The organism is Pseudomonas sp. PD9R, assembly GCF_019200975.1.
Classification (GTDB): domain Bacteria; phylum Pseudomonadota; class Gammaproteobacteria; order Pseudomonadales; family Pseudomonadaceae; genus Aquipseudomonas.
The window spans coordinates 197,342-217,459 of record NZ_JAHTMR010000007.1 but is presented as its reverse complement, the minus strand read 5'-3'; the positions used below and the strand labels follow the sequence as shown (position 1 = coordinate 217,459).

Sequence of the window (20,118 nt, the reverse complement as noted above, 5' to 3'; positions counted from 1 at the left end):
GCCGAAGGCTGCGATCTTTTCGCGGACGACTAAATACTGAAGGTCAGCTTAACCCTCATCCCCCTCATCATCATCCCCGCCATCAACCTTCATCCCCAATTCCTTGATCTTGCGCGTCAGGGTGTTACGGCCCCAGCCCAGCAAAACGGCAGCATCGCGGCGGCGGCCGGCGGTGTGCTTGAGAGCGGTCTCGATCATGATCCGCTCGAAGGTCGGCACCGCGCTGTCCAGCAAGCTCGATTGACCGCGTGCCAGTGCCTGATCGGCCCACTGACGCAACGCTTGCTCCCAGTTGGTCACCGGTGCCGAATCCTGCGGAAGGCTCAGCAGCTCCGGCGGCAAGTCGCCGATGTGCACTTCCCGACCGGAGGCCATCACTGTGATCCAGCGGCAGGTGTTCTCCAACTGACGCACGTTGCCGGGCCATGGGAGGTTTTTCAGGTACTCCTCGGTTTCGCTCTTCAGCAGCTTCGGTTCGACGGCCAGTTCCTGCGCGGCGCGACTGAGGAAGTGCTTGGCCAGGGTCGGAATATCTTCGCGACGGTCCGACAGGCGCGGGATGTGGATGCGGATCACATTGAGGCGGTGGAACAAGTCCTCACGGAATTTCCCGGCATGGACCAGGGTTTCCAGATTCTGGTGCGTCGCGGCGATGATTCGTACGTCGACCTTCACCGGCACATGACCGCCAACGCGATAGAACTCGCCATCGGCCAGTACACGCAGTAAGCGGGTTTGGGTGTCGGCCGGCATATCGCCGATTTCATCGAGGAACAACGTGCCGCCATCGGCCTGTTCGAAACGTCCGCGTCGCAGGTTGGCCGCGCCGGTGAACGCGCCCTTCTCATGGCCGAACAGTTCGGATTCCATCAGGTCTTTCGGAATTGCCGCCATGTTCAGGGCGATGAACGGCGAAGCCGCGCGCGGGCTGTGACGGTGCAGGGCGTGGGCCACCAATTCTTTACCGGTGCCCGACTCGCCGTTGATCAGCACGGTGATGTTGGAGTGGCTCAAGCGCCCGATGGCGCGAAACACTTCCTGCATCGCCGGCGCTTCGCCGATGATTTCCGGGGTACGGGTCAAGGCGACCGGGACTTCCATGCCTTGTTGTTCCTGGGCGTGCTGGTTGGCGCGCTTGACCAGGGAAACTGCCTCATCGACATCGAACGGCTTGGGCAGGTATTCAAATGCGCCGCCCTGATAGGACGCGACAGCGCTGTCCAGGTCGGAGTGCGCGGTCATGATGATCACCGGCAGCCGTGGGTGCTGTTCGCGAATCCGCGCCAGAAGGTCCAGGCCGCTGGCACCAGGCATGCGGATGTCGGAGATGATCACGTCAGGCTGCTGGCGCGCCAGACGGCTCATCACGCCATCGGCGCTGTCGAAGCTTTGCGTCGTCATGCCCTCTTGCTGCAAGGCTTTTTCCAGGACCCAACGGATAGAACGGTCGTCATCGACGATCCACACGGTTTCACTACGGCTCATGTCGATGTGGCTCCTTGTTCCAGTGGCAGAAAGATCGAGAAAGTGGTGTGGCCTGGGTGGCTGTCACATTCGATCAGGCCCTGGTGCTGGCTGATGATGTTCTGGGTGATGGCCAGGCCGAGCCCGGTACCGTCCGGACGCCCGCTGACCATGGGAAAGAAGATGGTTTCCTGAAGTTCCGCAGGAATGCCGGGACCGTTGTCGATGATTTCGATCTTGGTCACCAGGCGATGGCGCACATGGCCGATGGTGAACTGGCGCATGGCGCGGGTGCGCAGGCTGATGCGGCCCAGGCGCAACTCGTTCTGGCTGCTGATGGCCTGCATCGCATTGCGCACGATGTTCAGGACCGCCTGAATCATTTGCTCACGGTCGATCAGGACATCGGGAATGCTTGGGTCATAGTCGCGCACCAAGGTGATGCAGCCTTGGCTTTCGGCTTCGACCAGGTGACAGACACGTTCCAGCACTTCATGAACGTTGCACATGGCCAGCGACGGCAGTTTGTTGGAGCCGAGCATGCGATCCACCAGATTGCGCAGGCGATCGGCCTCTTCAATGATTACGTTGGTGTAGTCGCGCAGGCTCTCTTCCGGCAGCTCGCGGGCCAGCAACTGCGCGGCACCACGAATCCCGCCGAGGGGGTTCTTGATTTCGTGAGCCAGGCCGCGTACCAGCATCTTGCTGGTTTCCTGCTTGGACAGCTGAGCTTCTTCCTTGGTGATCCGCAACAAGCGGTCACGGGGATGGACTTCAAGCAGCAGCATGGTGTCGCCATTGGCGAGGATCGGCGTGACTGCGTAATCGACCGTCAGGGTCTGGCCGGTAAGGGCGGTGAGCATCGCTTCGCGCTTGGTGAACGGATGCGCCTGCTGTACCGCCTGGCGCAAGGAATTCAGCGCCTCGGTGGATTCGGTGAACAGTTCGCTGATGAACTGCCCATGGCTGCGCTGACCGCTGATGGCCAGGAGCATTTCCGCCGCCGGGTTCATGTACTCAAGGCGCAATTCGGCGTCGAGCAGAATGGTAGCGGTGGTCAGGTTGTCGAGTAGCAAGCGGTGTAGTGCGTCGCTAATGGTCATCAGGACCTCTTTTGGAGCGGAGCGTGCGCAAGAAACAAGCGTTGTTGCGGGGAAAATGCAAAAACCAAACCAAGGCTCCGAAAAGAAGCGTTTAGCGCCTGAAACGGCTGTTTGACGCTCGCTTGCGTGGCGTCCTTGGCGCTATCGCGGGTACTTTCGAACCAAAATGGGCTGCAAAGGGAGAGTGGTGCAACCAATCGCACCAATATAGTGCGCAAACCTGAACGAGGTTAGAAAAAGCGCAGGAACGGATTTTTTTCTTCGGCGGGTTTGTCAGCGAGAGGGCATTCCGGGCGTTGCCCGTAGTCGTCGAGGGTGCAGGGTTTGACCTTGCGTTTCTGAGCGAGCGACATGCGCTGCATATGGAATGGCTGATTGGCAGTGCGCTCGACGATTTGGCCTTGTTCGTCGAGGATCTCTACGGACAATTGATGGGTGCCGCGGTCGATGTTCGTCAGTGGGAATACCGGGCTCAGGCCGGGCTCGGCGGTGGGTTGGCCGTCGAGTAGCAAGCGGTAGCGATGGCCGCGTTGCAAACCCGGCTCGTTGGTGACGCTAACGATAATTTCGCCGGCGGTGCTGCGCACAGTGGTGTCAGGCTCCGGCACCAGGATGCGCAGCATGTCGTAGTGAAACGGCGGTGTTCCCTCGTTGTTTTGCGTGGCGATAACCGGGGCTGTAGCCGGGGCCGACATCCGATTGCCGGTCGCCAGCGGCACACGCTTGGCGTTACCGGGTTTGGGCTGGTCGGTGAACACCCGATTGCCCTGAGCATCGACATAGGTGAAGACCTCCGCCGACACTGGCAGCGCCAACAGGCTGGCGATCAACAGCCAGACCTTCAAGGCTTGTGCACTCGTTGCACGGTAAAGGTCACGGTTGGGCTTTGCTGGACGACGGTATCGCCGTCGATCACTTGCACGGCGAGGCTGTGCAAGCCCCGGTCGATGCTGACCAGTTGCAGGATCGTCACATTGCTTGGCTGGCCGTAGGATTGGTCATCGAGCAGTAGCCTGAAGAGATGCTGGCCTTGCAGGCGCGGTTTGATCAGCACGTTGACGGTGAAGGTGCCGTTGTTGGCGCGCAGGGCTTCGGTGCTCGGCAGGCCGGTGAGTTCCAGTACCTCGTAGGCGCTGGTGGCTCGTTCACTGGTGCTGGTTCGGCTGGCTGGCGCTGGCGGTGCCTGGGGTTCGACGCTGTTGAGCGGTGGCAGCTCGACCGGTTGGGCGGTCACGCCATCAGGTGGCTGATCGCTGTAGGCGGCATTGCCGTCGGCATCGGTGTATTTGTAGATCTGCGCTACAGCGGGCAGGGCGATCAGCAGAAGGATGAAGAGAAAACCGCGACCCATAAATTCGACCGGAAACGAAAGCGTTGGGTTGCAGCATAGGTCAGGGCAGTCGATTGGCCCAGGTTGTTAACATTTGGGAATAGAAAAGCAGGATCAAAAGATCGCAGCCTTCGGCAGCTCCTACATTGACTCCTGTAGGAGCTGCCGAAGGCTGCGATCTTTTGATCTTGCCCAAAAAAAAAGACCTCCCGAAAGGAGGCCTTTTTTGTCACGCCGCTTGCGCAGGCGCTACTGGATTAGCAGCTGTAGTACAGCTCGTATTCCAGTGGGTGTACGAAGGTACGTACTTTGATTTCTTCTTCGCTTTTCAGGGCGATGTAAGCGTCGATGAAATCGTCGCTGAAAACGCCGCCTTTGGTCAGGAACGCACGACCTTTGTCCAGCTCTTCCAGGGCTTCTTTCAGGCTGCCGCAAACTTGTGGGATCTCTTTCGCCTCTTCAGGCGGCAGGTCGTACAGGTTTTTGTCAGCGGCGTCGCCAGGGTGGATCTTGTTCTGGATGCCGTCCAGGCCAGCCATGACCAGTGCAGCGAAGCCCAGGTACGGGTTGGCTGCTGGATCCGGGAAGCGGGCTTCGATACGGCGAGCGCGTGGGCTCGACACGTAAGGAATACGGATCGAAGCGGAGCGGTTACGAGCCGAGTAGGCCAGCATTACCGGTGCTTCGAAACCTGGGACCAGACGCTTGTAGGAGTTGGTCGACGGGTTGGTGAAGCCGTTCAGGGCCTTACCGTGCTTGATGATGCCGCCGATGAAGTACAGAGCGGTGTCGGACAGGCCGGCATAGCCTTCGCCTGCGAAGGTGTTCTTGCCATCTTTGGCGATGGACAAGTGAACGTGCATACCCGAACCGTTGTCGCCGTACAGAGGCTTAGGCATGAAGGTCGCGGTGCGGCCGTATGCAACAGCAACGTTGTGTACGCAGTACTTCAAGGTCTGAACTTCGTCAGCTTTGGCAACCAGGGTGTTGAACTTCACACCGATTTCGTTCTGGCCGGCAGTCGCCACTTCGTGGTGGTGAACTTCGATGACCAGGCCCATTTCTTCCATGGCGTTGCACATGGAGGTACGGATTTCGTGGTCGTGGTCGAACGGCGGAACCGGGAAGTAGCCGCCTTTGACGCCTGGACGGTGGCCATGGTTGCCGCCTTCCACGTCCTGGTCGGACATCCACGAACCTTGGTCCGAGAAGATTTTGAACATGGAACCGGAAATGTCGGACTTGAACTTCACTTGATCGAAGATGAAGAACTCAGGCTCTGGACCAACAAATACGGTGTCGCCGATACCGGTCGACTTCAGGTATTCCTCGGCACGCTTGGCGATCGCACGTGGGTCACGATCGTAGCCTTGCATGGTCGAAGGCTCGATCACGTCACAAACGATGATCAGGGTCGGCTCTTCGGTGAACGGGTCGAGAACTGCAGTGGAGTCGTCCGGCATCAGGATCATGTCGGAAGCTTCGATGCCTTTCCAGCCAGCGATGGAGGAACCGTCGAACATTTTGCCTTCTTCGAAGAAAGCGTCATCCAGCGCGTCGCGAGCCGGCATGGTCACGTGGTGCTGAGTGCCTTTGGTGTCCGTGAAGCGCAGATCAATCCATTTGACGTCATGATCTTTGATGAGTTGAACCGACTTCGACATAGTGTCCTCCGGGTGGCTTCGGGCTTAGTAGTGGATGCCCTTAGAATGTGGGTGATGCCGGCGCGAATACTCTGCCAAGGCAACCTGCCTCACAAGGGAGCAAATTGCATGCCAGTGCCCCACCATGGGTTTTTTGCCCCAAATTCACGCTTATAGAGGCGGAACGCCCCTTAAAGAAGAAATTATCGCCCCTTTATGTGGCGTTAAAATCGTAAAGTGACCCGTTTTGGTGCGCGTAAAACCTTCTGTACATTAACTGGTTAAACCTTGAGCAATTTCCGCTATAATCCGCGCCCCCCTTTTTCGGCAGGCCTCGCGCGCGCTGTTTCCATGAAATTAATCGTAAAAGTCTTCCCCGAGATCACCATTAAGAGCCGCCCGGTACGGATGCGTTTCATCCGCCAATTGGCCAAGAACATCCGTGCCGTGCTCCGCGATCTGGACCCGGCTGTGGTGGTGAACGGCGTGTGGGACAACCTCGAGCTGGAAACCCGCATCAGCGATCCCAAGGCCCTGAAAGAGATGGGCGAGCGCCTGAGCTGCATGCCGGGCGTCGCGCACTTTTTGCAGATCGACGAGTACCCGCTGGGTGACTTCGACGACATCGTCGAGAAGTGCAAGCATCACTATGGTGATGCGCTGGCTGGCAAAATTTTCTCCGTGCGTTGCAAACGCGCTGGCAAGCACCCATTTAGCTCGATAGATGTCGAAAAACATGTCGGCAGCCAGTTGCGCCGCCAGTGCGGTGCCGCCGGGATCGACCTGAAAAAACCTGAAATCGAAGTTCGCATCGAAGTTCGCGACCAACGGTTGTTCGTGATCCACAGCCAGCACAACGGCATCGGCGGTTATCCGCTGGGAGCACTGGAGCAGACGCTGGTGTTGATGTCGGGCGGTTTCGACTCCACGGTGGCGGCTTACCAGATCATGCGCCGCGGGCTGATGGCCCATTTCTGCTTCTTCAATCTCGGCGGGCGGGCCCACGAACTGGGCGTCATGGAAGTCGCGCATTTCATCTGGAAGAAGTACGGCAGCTCCCAACGCGTGTTATTTGTCAGTGTGCCGTTCGAGGAAGTGCTGGGAGAAATTCTCGGCAAAGTCGATAACAGTCATATGGGCGTAGTATTGAAGCGTATGATGTTGCGCGCTGCGTCCCGAATCGCCGACCGCCTGCAAATCGAAGCGCTGGTCACCGGTGAGGCGATCTCGCAGGTTTCGAGCCAGACGCTGCCGAACCTGTCCGTGATCGACTGCGTGACCGACAAGCTGGTGCTGCGCCCACTGATCGCCAGCCACAAGCAGGACATCATCGACCTGGCCAACGAAATCGGCACCGCCGACTTCGCCAAGCATATGCCGGAGTATTGCGGGGTCATTTCGGTGAATCCCAAGACGGCTGCCAAGCGTCACCGGGTGGAACACGAAGAGAAAGAATTCGACATGGCGGTGCTCGAGCGTGCGCTCGAAAACGCCAAACTGGTGCCGATCGATCGCGTGATCGATGAGTTGGGCCAGGACGTACAGATTGAAGAAGTCAGCGATGCGCTGGCCGGTCAGATCGTGATCGACATCCGCCACCCGGATGCCGCCGAGGATGACCCGCTGGATCTCGCTGGTATCGAGGTACAAACGATGCCGTTTTATGCTCTGAACGCTCGTTTCAAGGAACTGGACCCTACTCGCCAGTACCTGCTGTATTGCGACAAAGGCGTGATGAGTCGCCTGCATGCCCACCATTTGCTCAGTGAGGGGCATGCCAATGTGCGCGTTTATCGACCGAGCTAAGTGCCCGGGGCTGTTTGCCTGTGGCTTGCGTCACCGGCCCCCCGACGCCGCCGTGAAGCTGTAACGGCTTTCGCGGACGCTACTGTTAATCGCTGCCAAGACTTGTCAGCACACCGAATCCTCTGATCGAGATACACAAGTGATCGAAAATCTACGCAACATCGCCATCATTGCTCACGTTGACCATGGTAAAACCACCCTGGTAGACAAACTCCTGCGTCAATCCGGCACTCTGGAGCGCAACGAGCTCAACGACGAGCGCGTGATGGACTCCAACGACCAGGAAAAAGAGCGCGGTATTACCATTCTGGCGAAAAACACCGCCATCAACTGGAACGGCTACCACATCAACATCGTGGATACCCCGGGCCACGCCGACTTCGGCGGCGAAGTTGAACGCGTAATGTCGATGGTTGACTCCGTTCTGCTGCTGGTTGACGCTCAAGACGGCCCTATGCCGCAAACCCGTTTCGTGACCAAGAAGGCTTTCGAAGCCGGCCTGCGTCCAATCGTGGTCATCAACAAGGTTGACCGTCCAGGCGCGCGTCCGGACTGGGTTCTGGACCAGATCTTCGACCTGTTCGACAACCTGGGTGCTACCGAAGAACAGCTGGACTTCAAAGTGGTTTACGCCTCTGCCCTGAACGGTATTGCTGGTCTTGACCACACCGACATGGCTGAAGACATGACCCCGCTGTACCAGTCGATCATCGACGACGTACCAGCACCGAAAGTTGACCGTGACGGTCCGTTCCAGATGCAAATCTCGGCACTGGACTACAACAGCTTCCTGGGTGTTATCGGCGTTGGCCGTATCGCTCGTGGTCGCATCAAGCCGAACACTCCGGTCGTCGCTATCGACGCTGACGGCAAGAAGCGCAACGGTCGTATCCTGAAGCTGATGGGTCACCACGGCCTGCACCGCATTGACGTTGAAGAAGCTTTGGCTGGCGACATCGTCTGCATCAGTGGCTTCGACCAGCTGTTCATCTCCGACACCCTGTGCGACCCACTGAACGTCGAAGCGATGAAGCCGCTGACCGTTGACGAACCAACCGTTTCCATGACCTTCCAGGTAAACGACTCGCCATTCTGCGGTAAAGAAGGCAAGTTCGTGACTTCCCGTAACATCAAGGAACGTCTGGACAAGGAACTGCTGTTCAACGTTGCTCTGCGCGTTGAAGAAGGCGACACCGCCGACAAGTTCAAGGTCTCCGGCCGTGGTGAGCTGCACCTCTCGGTACTGATCGAAACCATGCGTCGCGAAGGCTTCGAAATGGGTGTTGGTCGTCCGGAAGTGATCATCCGCATGGTTGATGGCGTCAAGCACGAACCGTACGAAAACGTGACCATCGACCTGCCGGAAGAATCCCAGGGCGCGATCATGGAGCAAATGGGCCTGCGTAAGGGCGACCTGACCAACATGGTTCCGGATGGCAAGGGCCGTGTGCGCCTTGAGTACAACATCCCGGCTCGTGGCTTGATCGGTTTCCGTAACGAGTTCCTGACCCTGACCTCCGGTGGCGGCATCCTGACTTCGATCTTCGATCGTTACGACGCGATGAAGTCCGGCGACATGTCCGGTCGTCAGAACGGCGTTCTGGTTTCGGTTGCTACCGGCAAGGCGCTGACCTACTCGCTGGAAACCCTGCAGGCTCGTGGCAAGCTGTTCGTTGAACACGGCCAGGACATCTACGAAGGTCAAATCGTTGGTTTGAACAGCCGCGACAACGACCTGGGTGTAAACCCAACCAAAGGCAAGAAGCTCGACAACATGCGTGCTTCGGGTAAAGACGAAACCATCGCTCTGGTCCCACCTGTCAAGTTCACTCTGGAGCAAGCTCTGGAGTTCGTACAGGAAGACGAGCTGTGTGAAGTGACTCCTAAGTCCATCCGTCTTCGCAAGAAGATCCTGGGCGAAAGCGAGCGTACCCGCGCTGCGAAGAAGTCCGGTAACTAAGTCATTTAGTTAGCTGACAAAAAAACGCCCCCGACCGCAAGGTCGGGGGCGTTTTTGTTTGTCTGGGGAAAAGATCAAAAGATCGCAGCCTTCGGCAGCTCCTACAGGAGCATGCGATCAATGTAGGAGCTGCCGAAGGCTGCGATCTTTTCGGGTTTAAAACTTTTCTAAGGTCCGACGACTGCTGGTCTCACGTACCACTTCTTTGGGCTTGTACGCGCAATACCCTGGTCGCGGCCCGATTTTCGGGTGGTTGCGGCAAGTATCAGGGCGCTTATCATAAATAGTGCACAGACGACTCTTACGATCCAGGTACAGGCAATCGTTGTTACTCATACGCTGGAGGGTGAAGATCTCGGTCTTCTGGCTGTAACGCTCGACGATCCCTTCCTTCTGCAAGCGCTTGGCGATGTTCTTCGGCGGGTCGCCGCGTTCGAACTCGTCGACGATGCCGATACGGATCAGATCCTTGATCTTGACCTCGACCGGCAGCGTGCAGCAGCTGGATATACAAGAGCCGCACATCGGGGCAGAGTACTTGGCCCAGGTATCGAGTCGGTCGATCTCCGCGGCGGCGATCAGGTTGGGCTTCATCATCGGTTGTTACCAGCGTGTGCATCAGGGCGCGCGATCATACCGGGACTGGTGGATTTTTGAACAACCTTTCGCCAGATTTTTTCGCGAGTGGGCCAATAAGCAGGAAATTCGGCACGGCCCCTGCATTGATTCCGGCACACGACAATGTATTGCCGACCTTAGTCGCACTAACAGGAAAAACTGCCGAACCAGAGCCTCTACCGCCTGTCAGACCGTCTAGGCTCAGACAACTCCAAGCTCGCTCGAGGTCCTATCGATGACTCAAGAACCACTTGTTCGCGAAGCAGAGGTGGCCGCATTCCGCGACGCCGTCTTGACCAAACTCACCTACGCGGTGGGCAAAGACCCGGATCACGCCTTCGACCATGACTGGTTCGAAGCCATTGCGCTGGCCGCGCGCGATCACATGGTCGAGCACTGGATGGATCACACGCGGCAGATCTACCGTAAAGGTCAGAAGCGCGTTTATTACCTCTCCCTGGAATTTCTCATCGGCCGGCTGCTCTACGACAGCCTGAGCAACCTCGGCTTGCTCGACGTTGCGCGCGAGGCCCTGACCGAGCTGGGTGTCGATCTTGAGCGTATCCGCCTGCTGGAGCCCGATGCGGCGCTGGGCAACGGCGGCCTCGGGCGTCTGGCGGCGTGCTTCATGGAAAGCATGTCGACGCTTGGCATCGCCGGCCATGGCTACGGTATTCGTTACGAACACGGTTTGTTCCGACAGGCCATCGTCGACGGTTGGCAGCAGGAACAAACCGAACATTGGCTGGATTTCGGCAACCCTTGGGAGTTCGAGCGGCCAGAAGTGGTTTATCCGATTGGCTTCGGCGGTAGTGTCGAGACCGTCACCGATGAAAGCGGCAAGTCCAAGCAAGTCTGGCACCCGGCGGAAACCGTTCGGGCCATTGCCTATGACACGCCGGTGGTCGGCTGGCGGGGGGCGAGTGTGAACACGCTGCGTCTGTGGCGTGCACGGGCCATGGAAGATTTACACCTGGAACGCTTCAACGCCGGCGACCACTTGGGCGCAGTCGCCGAAGTGGCCCGGGCCGAAAGCATTTCCCGCGTGCTCTACCCGGCGGACAGCACGGAAGCCGGCCAGGAACTGCGCTTGCGTCAGGAGTACTTCTTCGTCGCTGCATCCTTGCAGGATTTGCTGCGCCGCCATCGCAACATGCACACCTCGGTGCTGACCCTGGGCGATCATGCGGCAATCCAGCTCAACGACACTCACCCCTCGATTGCCGTGGCCGAATTGATGCGGCAATTGGTCGACGTCTATGACGTCGCGTGGGATGCGGCGTGGCAGGTTACGGTCGATACGCTGTCCTACACCAACCACACATTGCTGCCCGAAGCCTTGGAAACCTGGCCGGTCGGTTTGATGGAGCGCATGCTGCCGCGGCACATGCAGATCATTTACCTGATCAACGCGCAGCATATCGACTCGTTGCGTGCCAAAGGCATTCATGATTTCGACGTGCTGCGCGCGGTGTCGCTGATCGAAGAAGACAACGGCCGTCGCGTACGCATGGGCAATTTGGCGTTCCTCGGTTCCCACAGCGTCAATGGCGTGTCCGGCTTGCACACGCAACTGATGCGCAAAACGGTGTTTTCCGAACTGCACAAGCTCTACCCGGACCGCATCAACAACAAAACCAACGGCATCACCTTCCGGCGCTGGCTGTACCAGGCGAACTCGGAACTGACTTCTATGCTGGTCGACGCCCTCGGCCCCGACCTGCTGGATAACGCTGAAGCGCGCTTGCTCGATCTGGAGCCGTTCGCCGAGAAGGCCGCGTTCCGCAAGGCATTCGCCGAGCAACGTCTGCACAGCAAAAAGGCCTTGGCCTACATCATTCACGAGCGCCTGGGAGTGGCGGTCAACCCGGCGGCAATGTTCGACGTGCAGGTCAAGCGAATCCACGAATACAAACGCCAGTTGCTCAACCTGATGCACACCGTGGCGTTGTACCAGGCGATTCGCGCCGAACCGGAAATCGACTGGGTGCCGCGGGTGAAGATCTTCGCCGGTAAAGCGGCCGCGAGTTATCACCAGGCCAAGTTGATCATCAAATTGACCAACGACATCGCCCGGGTGGTGAACAACGACCCGACCGTTCGCGGGTTGCTCAAAGTGGTATTCCTGCCCAACTACAACGTGAGCCTGGCGGAAAGCATCATTCCGGCGGCGGATTTGTCCGAGCAGATTTCCACCGCTGGCTTCGAAGCCTCGGGCACCAGCAACATGAAGTTCGGCCTCAACGGCGCGCTGACCATCGGTACGCTGGATGGCGCCAACGTGGAAATGTCCGAGCGCATCGGCATCGAGCACATGTTCATCTTCGGCCTCAGCGCCCAGCAGGTTGAAGCGCGCAAGCAGAACCACGAGTTCAGCGCGGTACCGGACATAGCCGCATCGCATCGGCTCAATGACGTGCTGCAAGCGATTCGTGGCGGGGTGTTCTCGCCGGATGATCCGTCGCGTTACACCGGGCTGATTGATTCGCTGGTGGATTACGACCGCTTCCTGGTCTGCGCCGATTTCGACTCTTACTGGAACGCGCAGATGCGGGTCGAGGCCCTTTGGCACAATTCCAATGAGTGGTGGCGTTCAGCGGTGTTGAACACGGCGCGGATGGGCTGGTTCTCTTCGGACCGGACGATTCGCGAATACGCCACGGATATCTGGAAGGCGTTGGAGTAAGTCTTCGCTCGGCTCGATATACTGCCGCGCCGGAAAAGATCGCAGCCTTCGGCAGCGCCTGCATAGATCAATGCAGGCGCTGCCGAAGGCTGCGATCTTTTTGGGGCTGGCTACGCTAATCTTTCCGGATTGCGCTTAGGGATATCGACCATGCAATGGATGTTCACGCTGATTGGCCTGGTGCTGGGCTGGATACTCGACGAGTCGTTCAGCGATGCGCTGCTGGGCGCGTTGCTCGGCTTGGGCATCGGTCAGGCCATTCGCATTGCGCGCTTGGGGTCCCAGGCCGACGAGCAGCGTCGTCTGCTTGAACAGGCGCAGGTCGCGTTGCAGGCGGTCGAGCAACGGCTGGCCGTGCTGGAGGTGACCGGTGTCGCCGTGCCAGAAGAACCTGTTCTCAGCAAAACCGCTGCAATCCCTGACATCGTTGTCGCGCAAACCCCAGTCGATTCCCCTGAATTGATTTGGGAGCTGCCGCCCGAACTCGAACCCGTCAGCGTCGCGGCCAACGAAGCCAGTCGTCCACTGCCCGTCGATGCCTGGAAACCGGAACCCGTCGACCGCGAACCCCAACAACCCGCCATCCCCCGCAGTCCCAACCTCATCGAACGCGCCATCAGCGGTGCCCGTGCCTGGTTGTTTGGCGGCAACACCGTGTTGCGGGTCGGCGTGGTGTTGTTGTTCCTCGGCCTGGCCTTTCTGCTGCGCTATGCCACCGACGGCATAGTGGTACCGATCGAGTTGCGTTATGCCGGTGTTGCGGCGGCGGCGTTGGGTCTGCTGGGGTTGGGGTGGTGGCTGAAATCACGAAACAGCCAATACGCGTTGATACTGCAAGGTGCTGGCGTCGCGGTGTTGTACCTGACGGTGTTTGCCGCGATGCGCCTGCATCCGTTGCTCGATCCCACGGCGGCGTTCGGCCTGCTGGTGGCGGTGACCGTTTTCTCGGCAATTCTCGCCGTTACCCAGGATGCCTTGGGGCTGGCTGCGGCCGCCGCACTCGGCGGATTCGCGGCGCCGATCCTGGCGTCCACCGGCTCCGGCAGCCACGTCGCGCTGTTCAGTTACTTCGCCCTGCTGAATGCCGGCATCCTGGCCATTGCCTGGTTCAAGGCCTGGCGCGTGCTGAACGTGATCGGTTTTGTCGGCACCTTCGGCATCGGTTTCGCCTGGGGCCTGCGTTCCTACTTGCCGGAACTGCTGTGGAGCACCGAACCGTTCCTGATCTTGTTCTTCCTCATGTACTTGGCCATCGGGCTGTTGTTCGCCCGGCGCAAGTTGCAGGAACTAAGCGACGCGCCCGAAGACGCCAGCCGCGAAGCCATGCTGCGCTGGTCGGCACGCAAAGGCGACTATGTCGACGGCACGATGCTGTTTGGTCCGCCACTGGTGGGCTTCGGCTTGCAGTTTGCCCTGGTCCAGCATCTCGAATTCGCGGCGGCGTTCAGCGCCTTGGCGTTGGGCATTATCTACATGGGCCTGGCTCGGCTACTGATGGGTGGCCGTGCGTTGCTGCTGGCGGAAACCTGCCTGGCCTTGGGCGTGATCTTCACCAGCCTGGCGATTCCTTTAGGGTTGGATGCACGGTGGACGTCGGCGGCATGGGCGGTGGAGGGTGCCGGGATTTTCTGGCTCGGCGTGCGTCAGCAACGCCCGCTGGCCCGAGCGTTTGCCTTGCTTTTGCAACTGGGCGCAGCGCTGGCGTATCTCAGCGAGCTGCGCAGCGGCGAAGGCAGCCTGATCAGCGGTACGCCGTTGGGTGCATTAATGCTCGGCGTCGCGTTGCTGTTCAGTTTCTACCAGTTGCGCAAGGCATTGCCCGAGCAAACGAAGTCATGGGAGCGCAAGGGGGCACCTGTGTTGGCCTGTCTTGGCCTGGCGTTCCTCTATTTGCTGGCACCGCTGTTTTTCCTGGCCCACGGCACGGTCATCGGTTGGGCCTTGGCCGCGCTCGTGACCTTGTTTGTCGGCCTGCGCCTGTCATCGTGGGCATTTCTGTGCAGCGCCGGCGCTGTGCAGCTGTTGGGCGGCACGTTGCTCCTGGCCCTTGGGCTCGATCCGTTGGGTGCGCTGACCCGCGATGAATGGCGACCGTTGGCCCATGGCGGGTTCTGGGCGCCACTGGTGCTGGGGCTGGCGGCATTGGTCGGGGCGTGGCGTTTGCAGTGGGGTAACACGGCGTCGGCGTTGGATCGGTTGAGCCTGCAACGAATGTCATGGATGTCGCTGGTGTGGGGCGCGGCTTGGTGGGCACTGGCGTGGGCCAGTGAAGTGCTGCGGTTTGCGCCGATAACTGTGCAAGCGACGTTGCTGCTGGCGGTTGCTGCTGTGAGCGTCGCCGTGTGGGCAGTGCTGGCGTTGCGTCTGAAATGGCCATCGCTGGGCGTGCTCTGCACCGTGCTGATACCCGCCGCTGCGCTGATATTGCTCGGCGCTTGGCATTCGCGTTATCACCCAGCAGCCAACTTCGGCTGGCTTGTATGGGCAGCCGTGTTTGTCGTGCATTTCCTCTCGTTGCGCCGTCTGGCGCCAATGCTGCCAGCGCGGGTGCAGAGTGCGGCTCATGTGCTCGGTTGTTGGTTGTTGATCGCTGTGCTGGCGCTGGAGCTGCGTTATGGCTTGCTGCTGTTGTCCGAGCAATACAATGCCTGGCGTTGGCTGGGTTGGGCGATTCTGCCGAGCCTGTACCTGGTGCTGATGGCAGCGCCGCGTGCCTGGCCGTGGCCGGTGTCGGCCTGCTCCCGCGAGTACCGCGTCTACGCCGCCACGCCTCTGGCCTTGCTGATGTTGGGCTGGTTCTGGCTGGCCAACATTGCCAGCGACGGCACCGCCGAGCCGCTGCCGTATGTGCCGTTGATAAACCCGCTGGACCTGGGATTGTTGTTTGCGCTGTTCGGCGTTTACGTCTGGTCGCGCAGCGCGGTGGAGCAAGTGGCGATTCGCAAGGATTACGCCGCCTACGCCACGCAGTTGATCTCTGGCGTCTCGCTGTTCGCCTTTTTTACCGCGTTGGTCATGCGCACGGCACACCATTGGGGGGGCGTGCCGTTCGAGTTGGATGCGTTGCTCGAATCCATGTTGGTGCAGGCCGGTCTGTCCATCGTCTGGACCTTGATGGCCCTGGGTTTGATGATCGGTGGTCATCTGCGCCATCGTCGCGAGGTCTGGCTGATCGGTGCAGCGCTGATCGGCGTGGTGGTGGCCAAGCTGTTCTTTGTCGAATTGAGCAACCGCGGTGGGCTAGCGCGGATTGTCTCGTTTATCGGCGTTGGCGTGTTGCTGCTGGTGGTGGGCTATTTCGCCCCGTTACCGCCCAAGCGCGTCGAGCCCGTGCCGGATGCTGAAAAACCGGCGCCGGAAACTGAAGGAGTGTCGTCTTGAGTCAAAAGCTGAAGCTGTGTTGGTTAGGCGCAGTTGCGATGAGTGTGGCGCTGTCGGCGGTTGCTCAGGACAAACCGGCGGACTTCGCCACGCAGGTGCCGTTATCCGTGAGTGGCGAGGGTCCTTGGTATCGCCTCGAACTGCCTTTGGCCGTGCAATTGAATGCAAGGCAAACCGATCTGAGCGATGTGCGCGTGTTCAATGCCACCGGCGATGTGCAGGCTTATGCGCTGGCTCGGGAAACGGCACGAACTGACGACAACCGCACGCTGACCGATGTGAAATGGTTCCCGCTGTACAACTCGGCGGACGCCACCGAACACGCGCCAAACGTGCGGGTGCAATCAAGCGCCAACGGCACGTTGGTCGAAGTGCAGCCCTCCAGTCAGTTGGAGGCCGGCGAAGAAGAGTTGCGCGGCTGGTTGCTCGATGCCAGTGGCATCAAGGCACCGTTGCAGCAGCTGATGCTTGACTGGACCAGCGAGCGTGATGGCTTCCAGCGTTTCAGCATTGAGGCCAGCGACGATTTGCAGCACTGGCAGTCCTGGGGCGAAGGGCAGGTGGCACGGCTGACATTTGCCGATGAGCGGGTTGAGCAACATGAAGTGGGTTTGCCGGGACAGTCAGCGCGCTATTTGCGGTTGCTGTGGGACTCTCCGCACTCGGCGCCGACACTGACGTCGGCGCAACTGCAAAGCGTCAATCCCCGCAACTTGCCGCTGCCGTTGGTCTGGTCGCAATCTTTGGCTGGCAGCAGCGTGAAGGCCGGTGAATACACTTGGCAATTGCCGATGGGGCTGAACATCGAGCGTGTGCAGGTCGAGTTGAGCCAGCCCAACAGTCTGGCGCCAGTGACTTTGTATGGTCGCCGCGACAGCAGTCTGCCGTGGCAGCCATTGAGCAGCGGTTTGCTCTATCGCCTGACACAGAACGGGCAGGACGTGGTGCAGAACGAACTGCAGTTGCCGGGGCAAACCGTGCAGCAGTTGAAGCTGACCGTGGACGAGCGCGGTGGTGGGTTGGGTGCGCAAGCGCCTACGGTGAAGTTCGCGGTACGCGCCACTCAATTGGTGTTTCTGGCACGCGGTCCGGGGCCTTACACGCTGGCGCTGGGCAATTCGACGGTGAAAGCGGCGAACTTGCCATTGGCGACGTTGATCCCGGATTACAGCCCGGCGAAATTGGCAACGTTGGGCAAGGCTTCGGTCGACGGCGGGGCGGTTGTTGCGCCGGTGGCTTCGACAGCATCGGCTCCCGTGGCCACCGACTGGAAGAAGTTTGGCCTGTGGGCGGTGTTGTTGCTCAGTGTTCTGTTTCTGGCGGCGATGGCGTTCAGTTTGCTGCGCAAGCCGCCGGTCAAACCCTAGGCTGGTGCTTCGCACCAGATCGCGGGCAAGCCCGATTAGTCACCGGGAAATATCGAAACTGCCACTTCTCCATGGCTTACATCCAGCCCATTTCCAACTACGCTAATCCCCGCGCATGAACTCTCTTCAGCCGATCACGTCTGATAGGAGGAAATGCGCCCCGACTCGCGTTAAACTGCGCGGGTTTTTAGTCCCCCATTCCACCGGAGCCTTCCATGTCCCGCGTTACCCTGAGTCGCTATTTGATTGAGCAGACCCGCAGCAACAACACTCCTGCCGATCTGCGCTTCCTGATCGAAGTGGTGGCGCGTGCTTGCAAGGAGATCAGCCACGCCGTTTCCAAAGGCGCCCTGGGCGGTGTTCTGGGCAGCATGGGCACTGAAAACGTCCAAGGCGAAGTGCAGAAGAAACTCGACGTGATCTCCAACGAGATTCTGCTCGAAGCCAACGAATGGGGCGGTCACCTGGCCGGAATGGCGTCCGAAGAAATGGACAACGCCTACCAGATCCCGGGCAAATACCCGAAAGGCGCGTACCTGCTGGTATTCGACCCACTGGACGGCTCGTCGAACATCGACATCAACGCTCCGGTCGGCACTATCTTCTCGGTACTGCGTTGCCCGAGCGAATACCTGAGCCAGAACGAAGCCTTGAACGAAAAGGCCTTCCTGCAGCCAGGCACCCAGCAAGTTGCCGCCGGTTATGCCATCTACGGCCCGCAAACCATGCTGGTGCTGACCCTCGGCGATGGCGTGAAAGGCTTTACCCTGGACCGTGAAATGGGCAGCTTCGTGCTGACCCATGAAGACATCAAGATCCCGGAGACCACTCAGGAATTCGCGATCAACGCATCCAACCAGCGTCATTGGGAAGCGCCGGTACAGCGCTACGTTGGCGAATTGCTGGCGGGGGATGAAGGCCCGCTGAAAAAGAACTACAACATGCGCTGGGTCGCTGCGATGGTCGCGGACGTACACCGTATCCTGACCCGCGGCGGTCTGTTCATGTACCCGCGCGACAGCCGCGAGCCGTCCAAACCGGGCAAACTGCGCCTGATGTACGAAGCCAACCCGATGTCGTTCCTCGTTGAACAAGCGGGCGGTGCGTCCACCGACGGCCACCAGCGCATCCTCGACATCAAGCCTGATGGCCTGCACCAGCGTGTTGCGGTGTTCCTCGGCTCGAAAGAAGAAGTCGAACGCGTTACGGCTTACCACAAGGAATAAACCATGGACGCGCCCTGGCAGCCGTTGCTCGAATGGTGGTTCGGTACAGCCGAAACCGCCAGGGCAATCGCGGCTGACAAGGGCAAGTTATGGTTCGGCAAGCGTGACAGCCAGGACCTCGAAGCGCGGACGCGTTTCGGGGACTGGGTCGAGCAGGCACTGGCCGGCGGATTGACCGAGTGGGCGCAACGCCCCGAAGGTTGGCTGGCTCTGGTGCTGTTGCTCGACCAACTCCCGCGAATGATCTTTCGCGATACACCCAAATCCTTTTCCGGTGACATCAGGGCTCAGGCACTGGTGGCGCAAGGCATTGCGGCGGATTTCGATCGGCAGTTGCAGCCAATCCAGCGGGTGTTTATCTATCTGGTGTTCGAACACAGCGAGAATCTCGCCGTGCAGAACGAATGCATCTCGCGTTACATCGATCTGGTGGCGCAGCAGCCGGAAATTGATCGGGCGCTGTTTGCCGATTACCTGGATTTCGCCGAAAAGCATCAGAAGGTGATTGCGCAGTTTGGACGGTTCCCGCATCGCAATGCGGTGTTGGGCAGGACATCAACGGCTGAGGAAGTGGTGTTCCTTTCAAAGCCAGGTTCGAGGTTCTAGTCCCGCCAAAAGATCGCAGCCTGCGGCAGCTCAGGAATCGCGTGATTCTGTAGGAGCTGCCGCAGGCTGCGATCTTTTGATCTTTAAATGCGGAAACTACCCACCAACTGCTTCAACCGCGCCGCCTGCTGCTCAAGATCAGCACACGCACGCAGAGTCGACTGCAAGTTCTCCACGCCTTCCTGGTTCAGTGTGTTGATTTCGGTGATGTCGACGTTGATCGATTCCACCACAGCTGTCTGCTCTTCGGTCGCGGTCGCCACCGACTGGTTCATGCCGTCGATCTCGCCGATGCGCTGGGTCACGCTCCCCAGGCGTTCACCGGCCTGGTTGGCGATGCCGACGCTGTTTTCGCTCTGGCGCTGACTGTCGGTCATGATGCTGACCGCTTCCCGGGCACCGACTTGCAGCTCTTCAATCATCTTCTGCACTTGCTGCGCCGAATCCTGGGTGCGGTGGGCGAGGTTGCGCACTTCATCGGCAACCACCGCGAACCCGCGCCCGGCTTCACCGGCACGTGCCGCTTCGATGGCAGCGTTCAGGGCCAGCAGGTTGGTTTGCTGGGAGATGCTGGTGATGACCTCCAGAATCTGCCCGATGTTGACGGTGTTGCTGTTGAGCGTCTCGATGTTGCCGCACGAATCGCTGATCTTCGCCGAGAGCTGCTGCATCGCGCTGATGGTTTTGTCCACCACCTGCTGACCGTCTTCGGCCAGGCTACGTGCATCGCTCGAATGCTGGGAGGCGAGGGCGGCGTTCTGGGCGATTTCCTGGGCGGCGGCACCGAGCTGGTTGATCGCCGCAGCGACGCTGCTGGTGCGCGAGGCTTGCTGGTCGGAGTTGAACATCGAGGAGTTCGACGCCGCGACAACGCGCAGGGCGACTTCGTTGACCTGGCCAGTGGCGGAAGACACTTCGGTGATCGAGG

General features: G+C 59.5%; 14 protein-coding genes. 7 read left to right on the top strand and 7 right to left on the bottom strand.

Annotation, left to right across the window (positions count from 1 at the left end; translation table 11 throughout):
* Positions 1-48: 48 nt before the first annotated feature.
* The 5 genes from ntrC to glnA all read right to left on the bottom strand — a co-directional run bounded on the left by ntrC (position 49) and on the right by glnA (position 5,561).
* The gene (gene ntrC / locus KUF73_RS16215; RefSeq protein ID WP_218439075.1) at positions 49-1,485 is read right to left on the bottom strand and encodes a nitrogen regulation protein NR(I); all 1,437 of its coding nucleotides are present in this window, start codon (positions 1,483-1,485) and stop codon (positions 49-51) included.
* Entirely contained in the window at positions 1,482-2,567 is a 1,086-nt protein-coding gene (gene glnL / locus KUF73_RS16210) for a nitrogen regulation protein NR(II) (protein ID WP_218439074.1), read from the bottom strand. Before glnL ends, ntrC begins: the two co-directional genes overlap by 4 nt.
* Before the next feature lie 230 nt (positions 2,568-2,797).
* Complete coding sequence (locus tag KUF73_RS16205; protein WP_218439073.1) at positions 2,798-3,412, bottom strand: DUF4124 domain-containing protein; 615 nt, start codon at positions 3,410-3,412, stop codon at positions 2,798-2,800.
* Complete coding sequence (locus tag KUF73_RS16200) at positions 3,409-3,918, bottom strand: DUF4124 domain-containing protein (protein ID WP_218439072.1); 510 nt, start codon at positions 3,916-3,918, stop codon at positions 3,409-3,411. Before KUF73_RS16200 ends, KUF73_RS16205 begins: the two co-directional genes overlap by 4 nt.
* A 236-nt stretch (positions 3,919-4,154) precedes the next feature.
* The gene (gene glnA, locus KUF73_RS16195) at positions 4,155-5,561 is read right to left on the bottom strand and encodes a glutamate--ammonia ligase (RefSeq protein WP_218439071.1); all 1,407 of its coding nucleotides are present in this window, start codon (positions 5,559-5,561) and stop codon (positions 4,155-4,157) included.
* Positions 5,562-5,891: 330 nt separating this feature from the next.
* Here glnA and thiI point away from each other — a divergent pair, with 330 nt between their 5' ends.
* Positions 5,892-7,346 (top strand): tRNA uracil 4-sulfurtransferase ThiI, encoded by a 1,455-nt coding sequence (thiI, locus tag KUF73_RS16190; RefSeq protein ID WP_218439070.1) that lies wholly within the window; start codon positions 5,892-5,894, stop codon positions 7,344-7,346.
* 139 nt (positions 7,347-7,485) lie between these two features.
* Positions 7,486-9,306: a translational GTPase TypA gene (gene typA, locus KUF73_RS16185; RefSeq protein WP_218439069.1), complete on the top strand. Its 1,821-nt coding sequence runs from the start codon at positions 7,486-7,488 to the stop codon at positions 9,304-9,306.
* A 156-nt stretch (positions 9,307-9,462) separates the two neighbouring features.
* Here typA and KUF73_RS16180 read toward each other — a convergent pair whose 3' ends face one another.
* Complete coding sequence (locus KUF73_RS16180; protein WP_218439068.1) at positions 9,463-9,903, bottom strand: YkgJ family cysteine cluster protein; 441 nt, start codon at positions 9,901-9,903, stop codon at positions 9,463-9,465.
* Positions 9,904-10,159: 256 nt separating this feature from the next.
* Between KUF73_RS16180 and KUF73_RS16175 the strand changes: the two genes are divergently transcribed.
* The 5 genes from KUF73_RS16175 to KUF73_RS16155 all read left to right on the top strand — a co-directional run bounded on the left by KUF73_RS16175 (position 10,160) and on the right by KUF73_RS16155 (position 19,190).
* Positions 10,160-12,610 carry a glycogen/starch/alpha-glucan phosphorylase gene (locus tag KUF73_RS16175; protein WP_218439067.1) on the top strand — a complete coding sequence of 817 codons (2,451 nt, stop codon included), beginning with the start codon at positions 10,160-10,162 and terminating at the stop codon, positions 12,608-12,610.
* Positions 12,611-12,760: 150 nt separating this feature from the next.
* Positions 12,761-15,991, top strand: a complete 3,231-nt coding sequence (locus KUF73_RS16170; protein ID WP_218439066.1) for a DUF2339 domain-containing protein — start codon at positions 12,761-12,763, stop codon at positions 15,989-15,991.
* Positions 15,988-17,358, top strand: coding sequence for a DUF3999 domain-containing protein (locus tag KUF73_RS16165; protein WP_218439065.1), 1,371 nt, complete (start codon positions 15,988-15,990; stop codon positions 17,356-17,358). The genes KUF73_RS16170 and KUF73_RS16165 overlap by 4 nt, the downstream gene beginning before the upstream one ends.
* A gap of 215 nt (positions 17,359-17,573) precedes the next feature.
* The gene (locus tag KUF73_RS16160; protein ID WP_218439064.1) at positions 17,574-18,584 is read left to right on the top strand and encodes a class 1 fructose-bisphosphatase; all 1,011 of its coding nucleotides are present in this window, start codon (positions 17,574-17,576) and stop codon (positions 18,582-18,584) included.
* A gap of 3 nt (positions 18,585-18,587) precedes the next feature.
* Positions 18,588-19,190, top strand: a complete 603-nt coding sequence (locus KUF73_RS16155) for a DUF924 family protein (protein WP_218439063.1) — start codon at positions 18,588-18,590, stop codon at positions 19,188-19,190.
* Positions 19,191-19,273: 83 nt separating this feature from the next.
* Here KUF73_RS16155 and KUF73_RS31765 read toward each other — a convergent pair whose 3' ends face one another.
* Entirely contained in the window at positions 19,274-20,038 is a 765-nt protein-coding gene (locus tag KUF73_RS31765) for a methyl-accepting chemotaxis protein (protein WP_371135498.1), read from the bottom strand.
* Positions 20,039-20,118 lie beyond the last annotated feature (80 nt).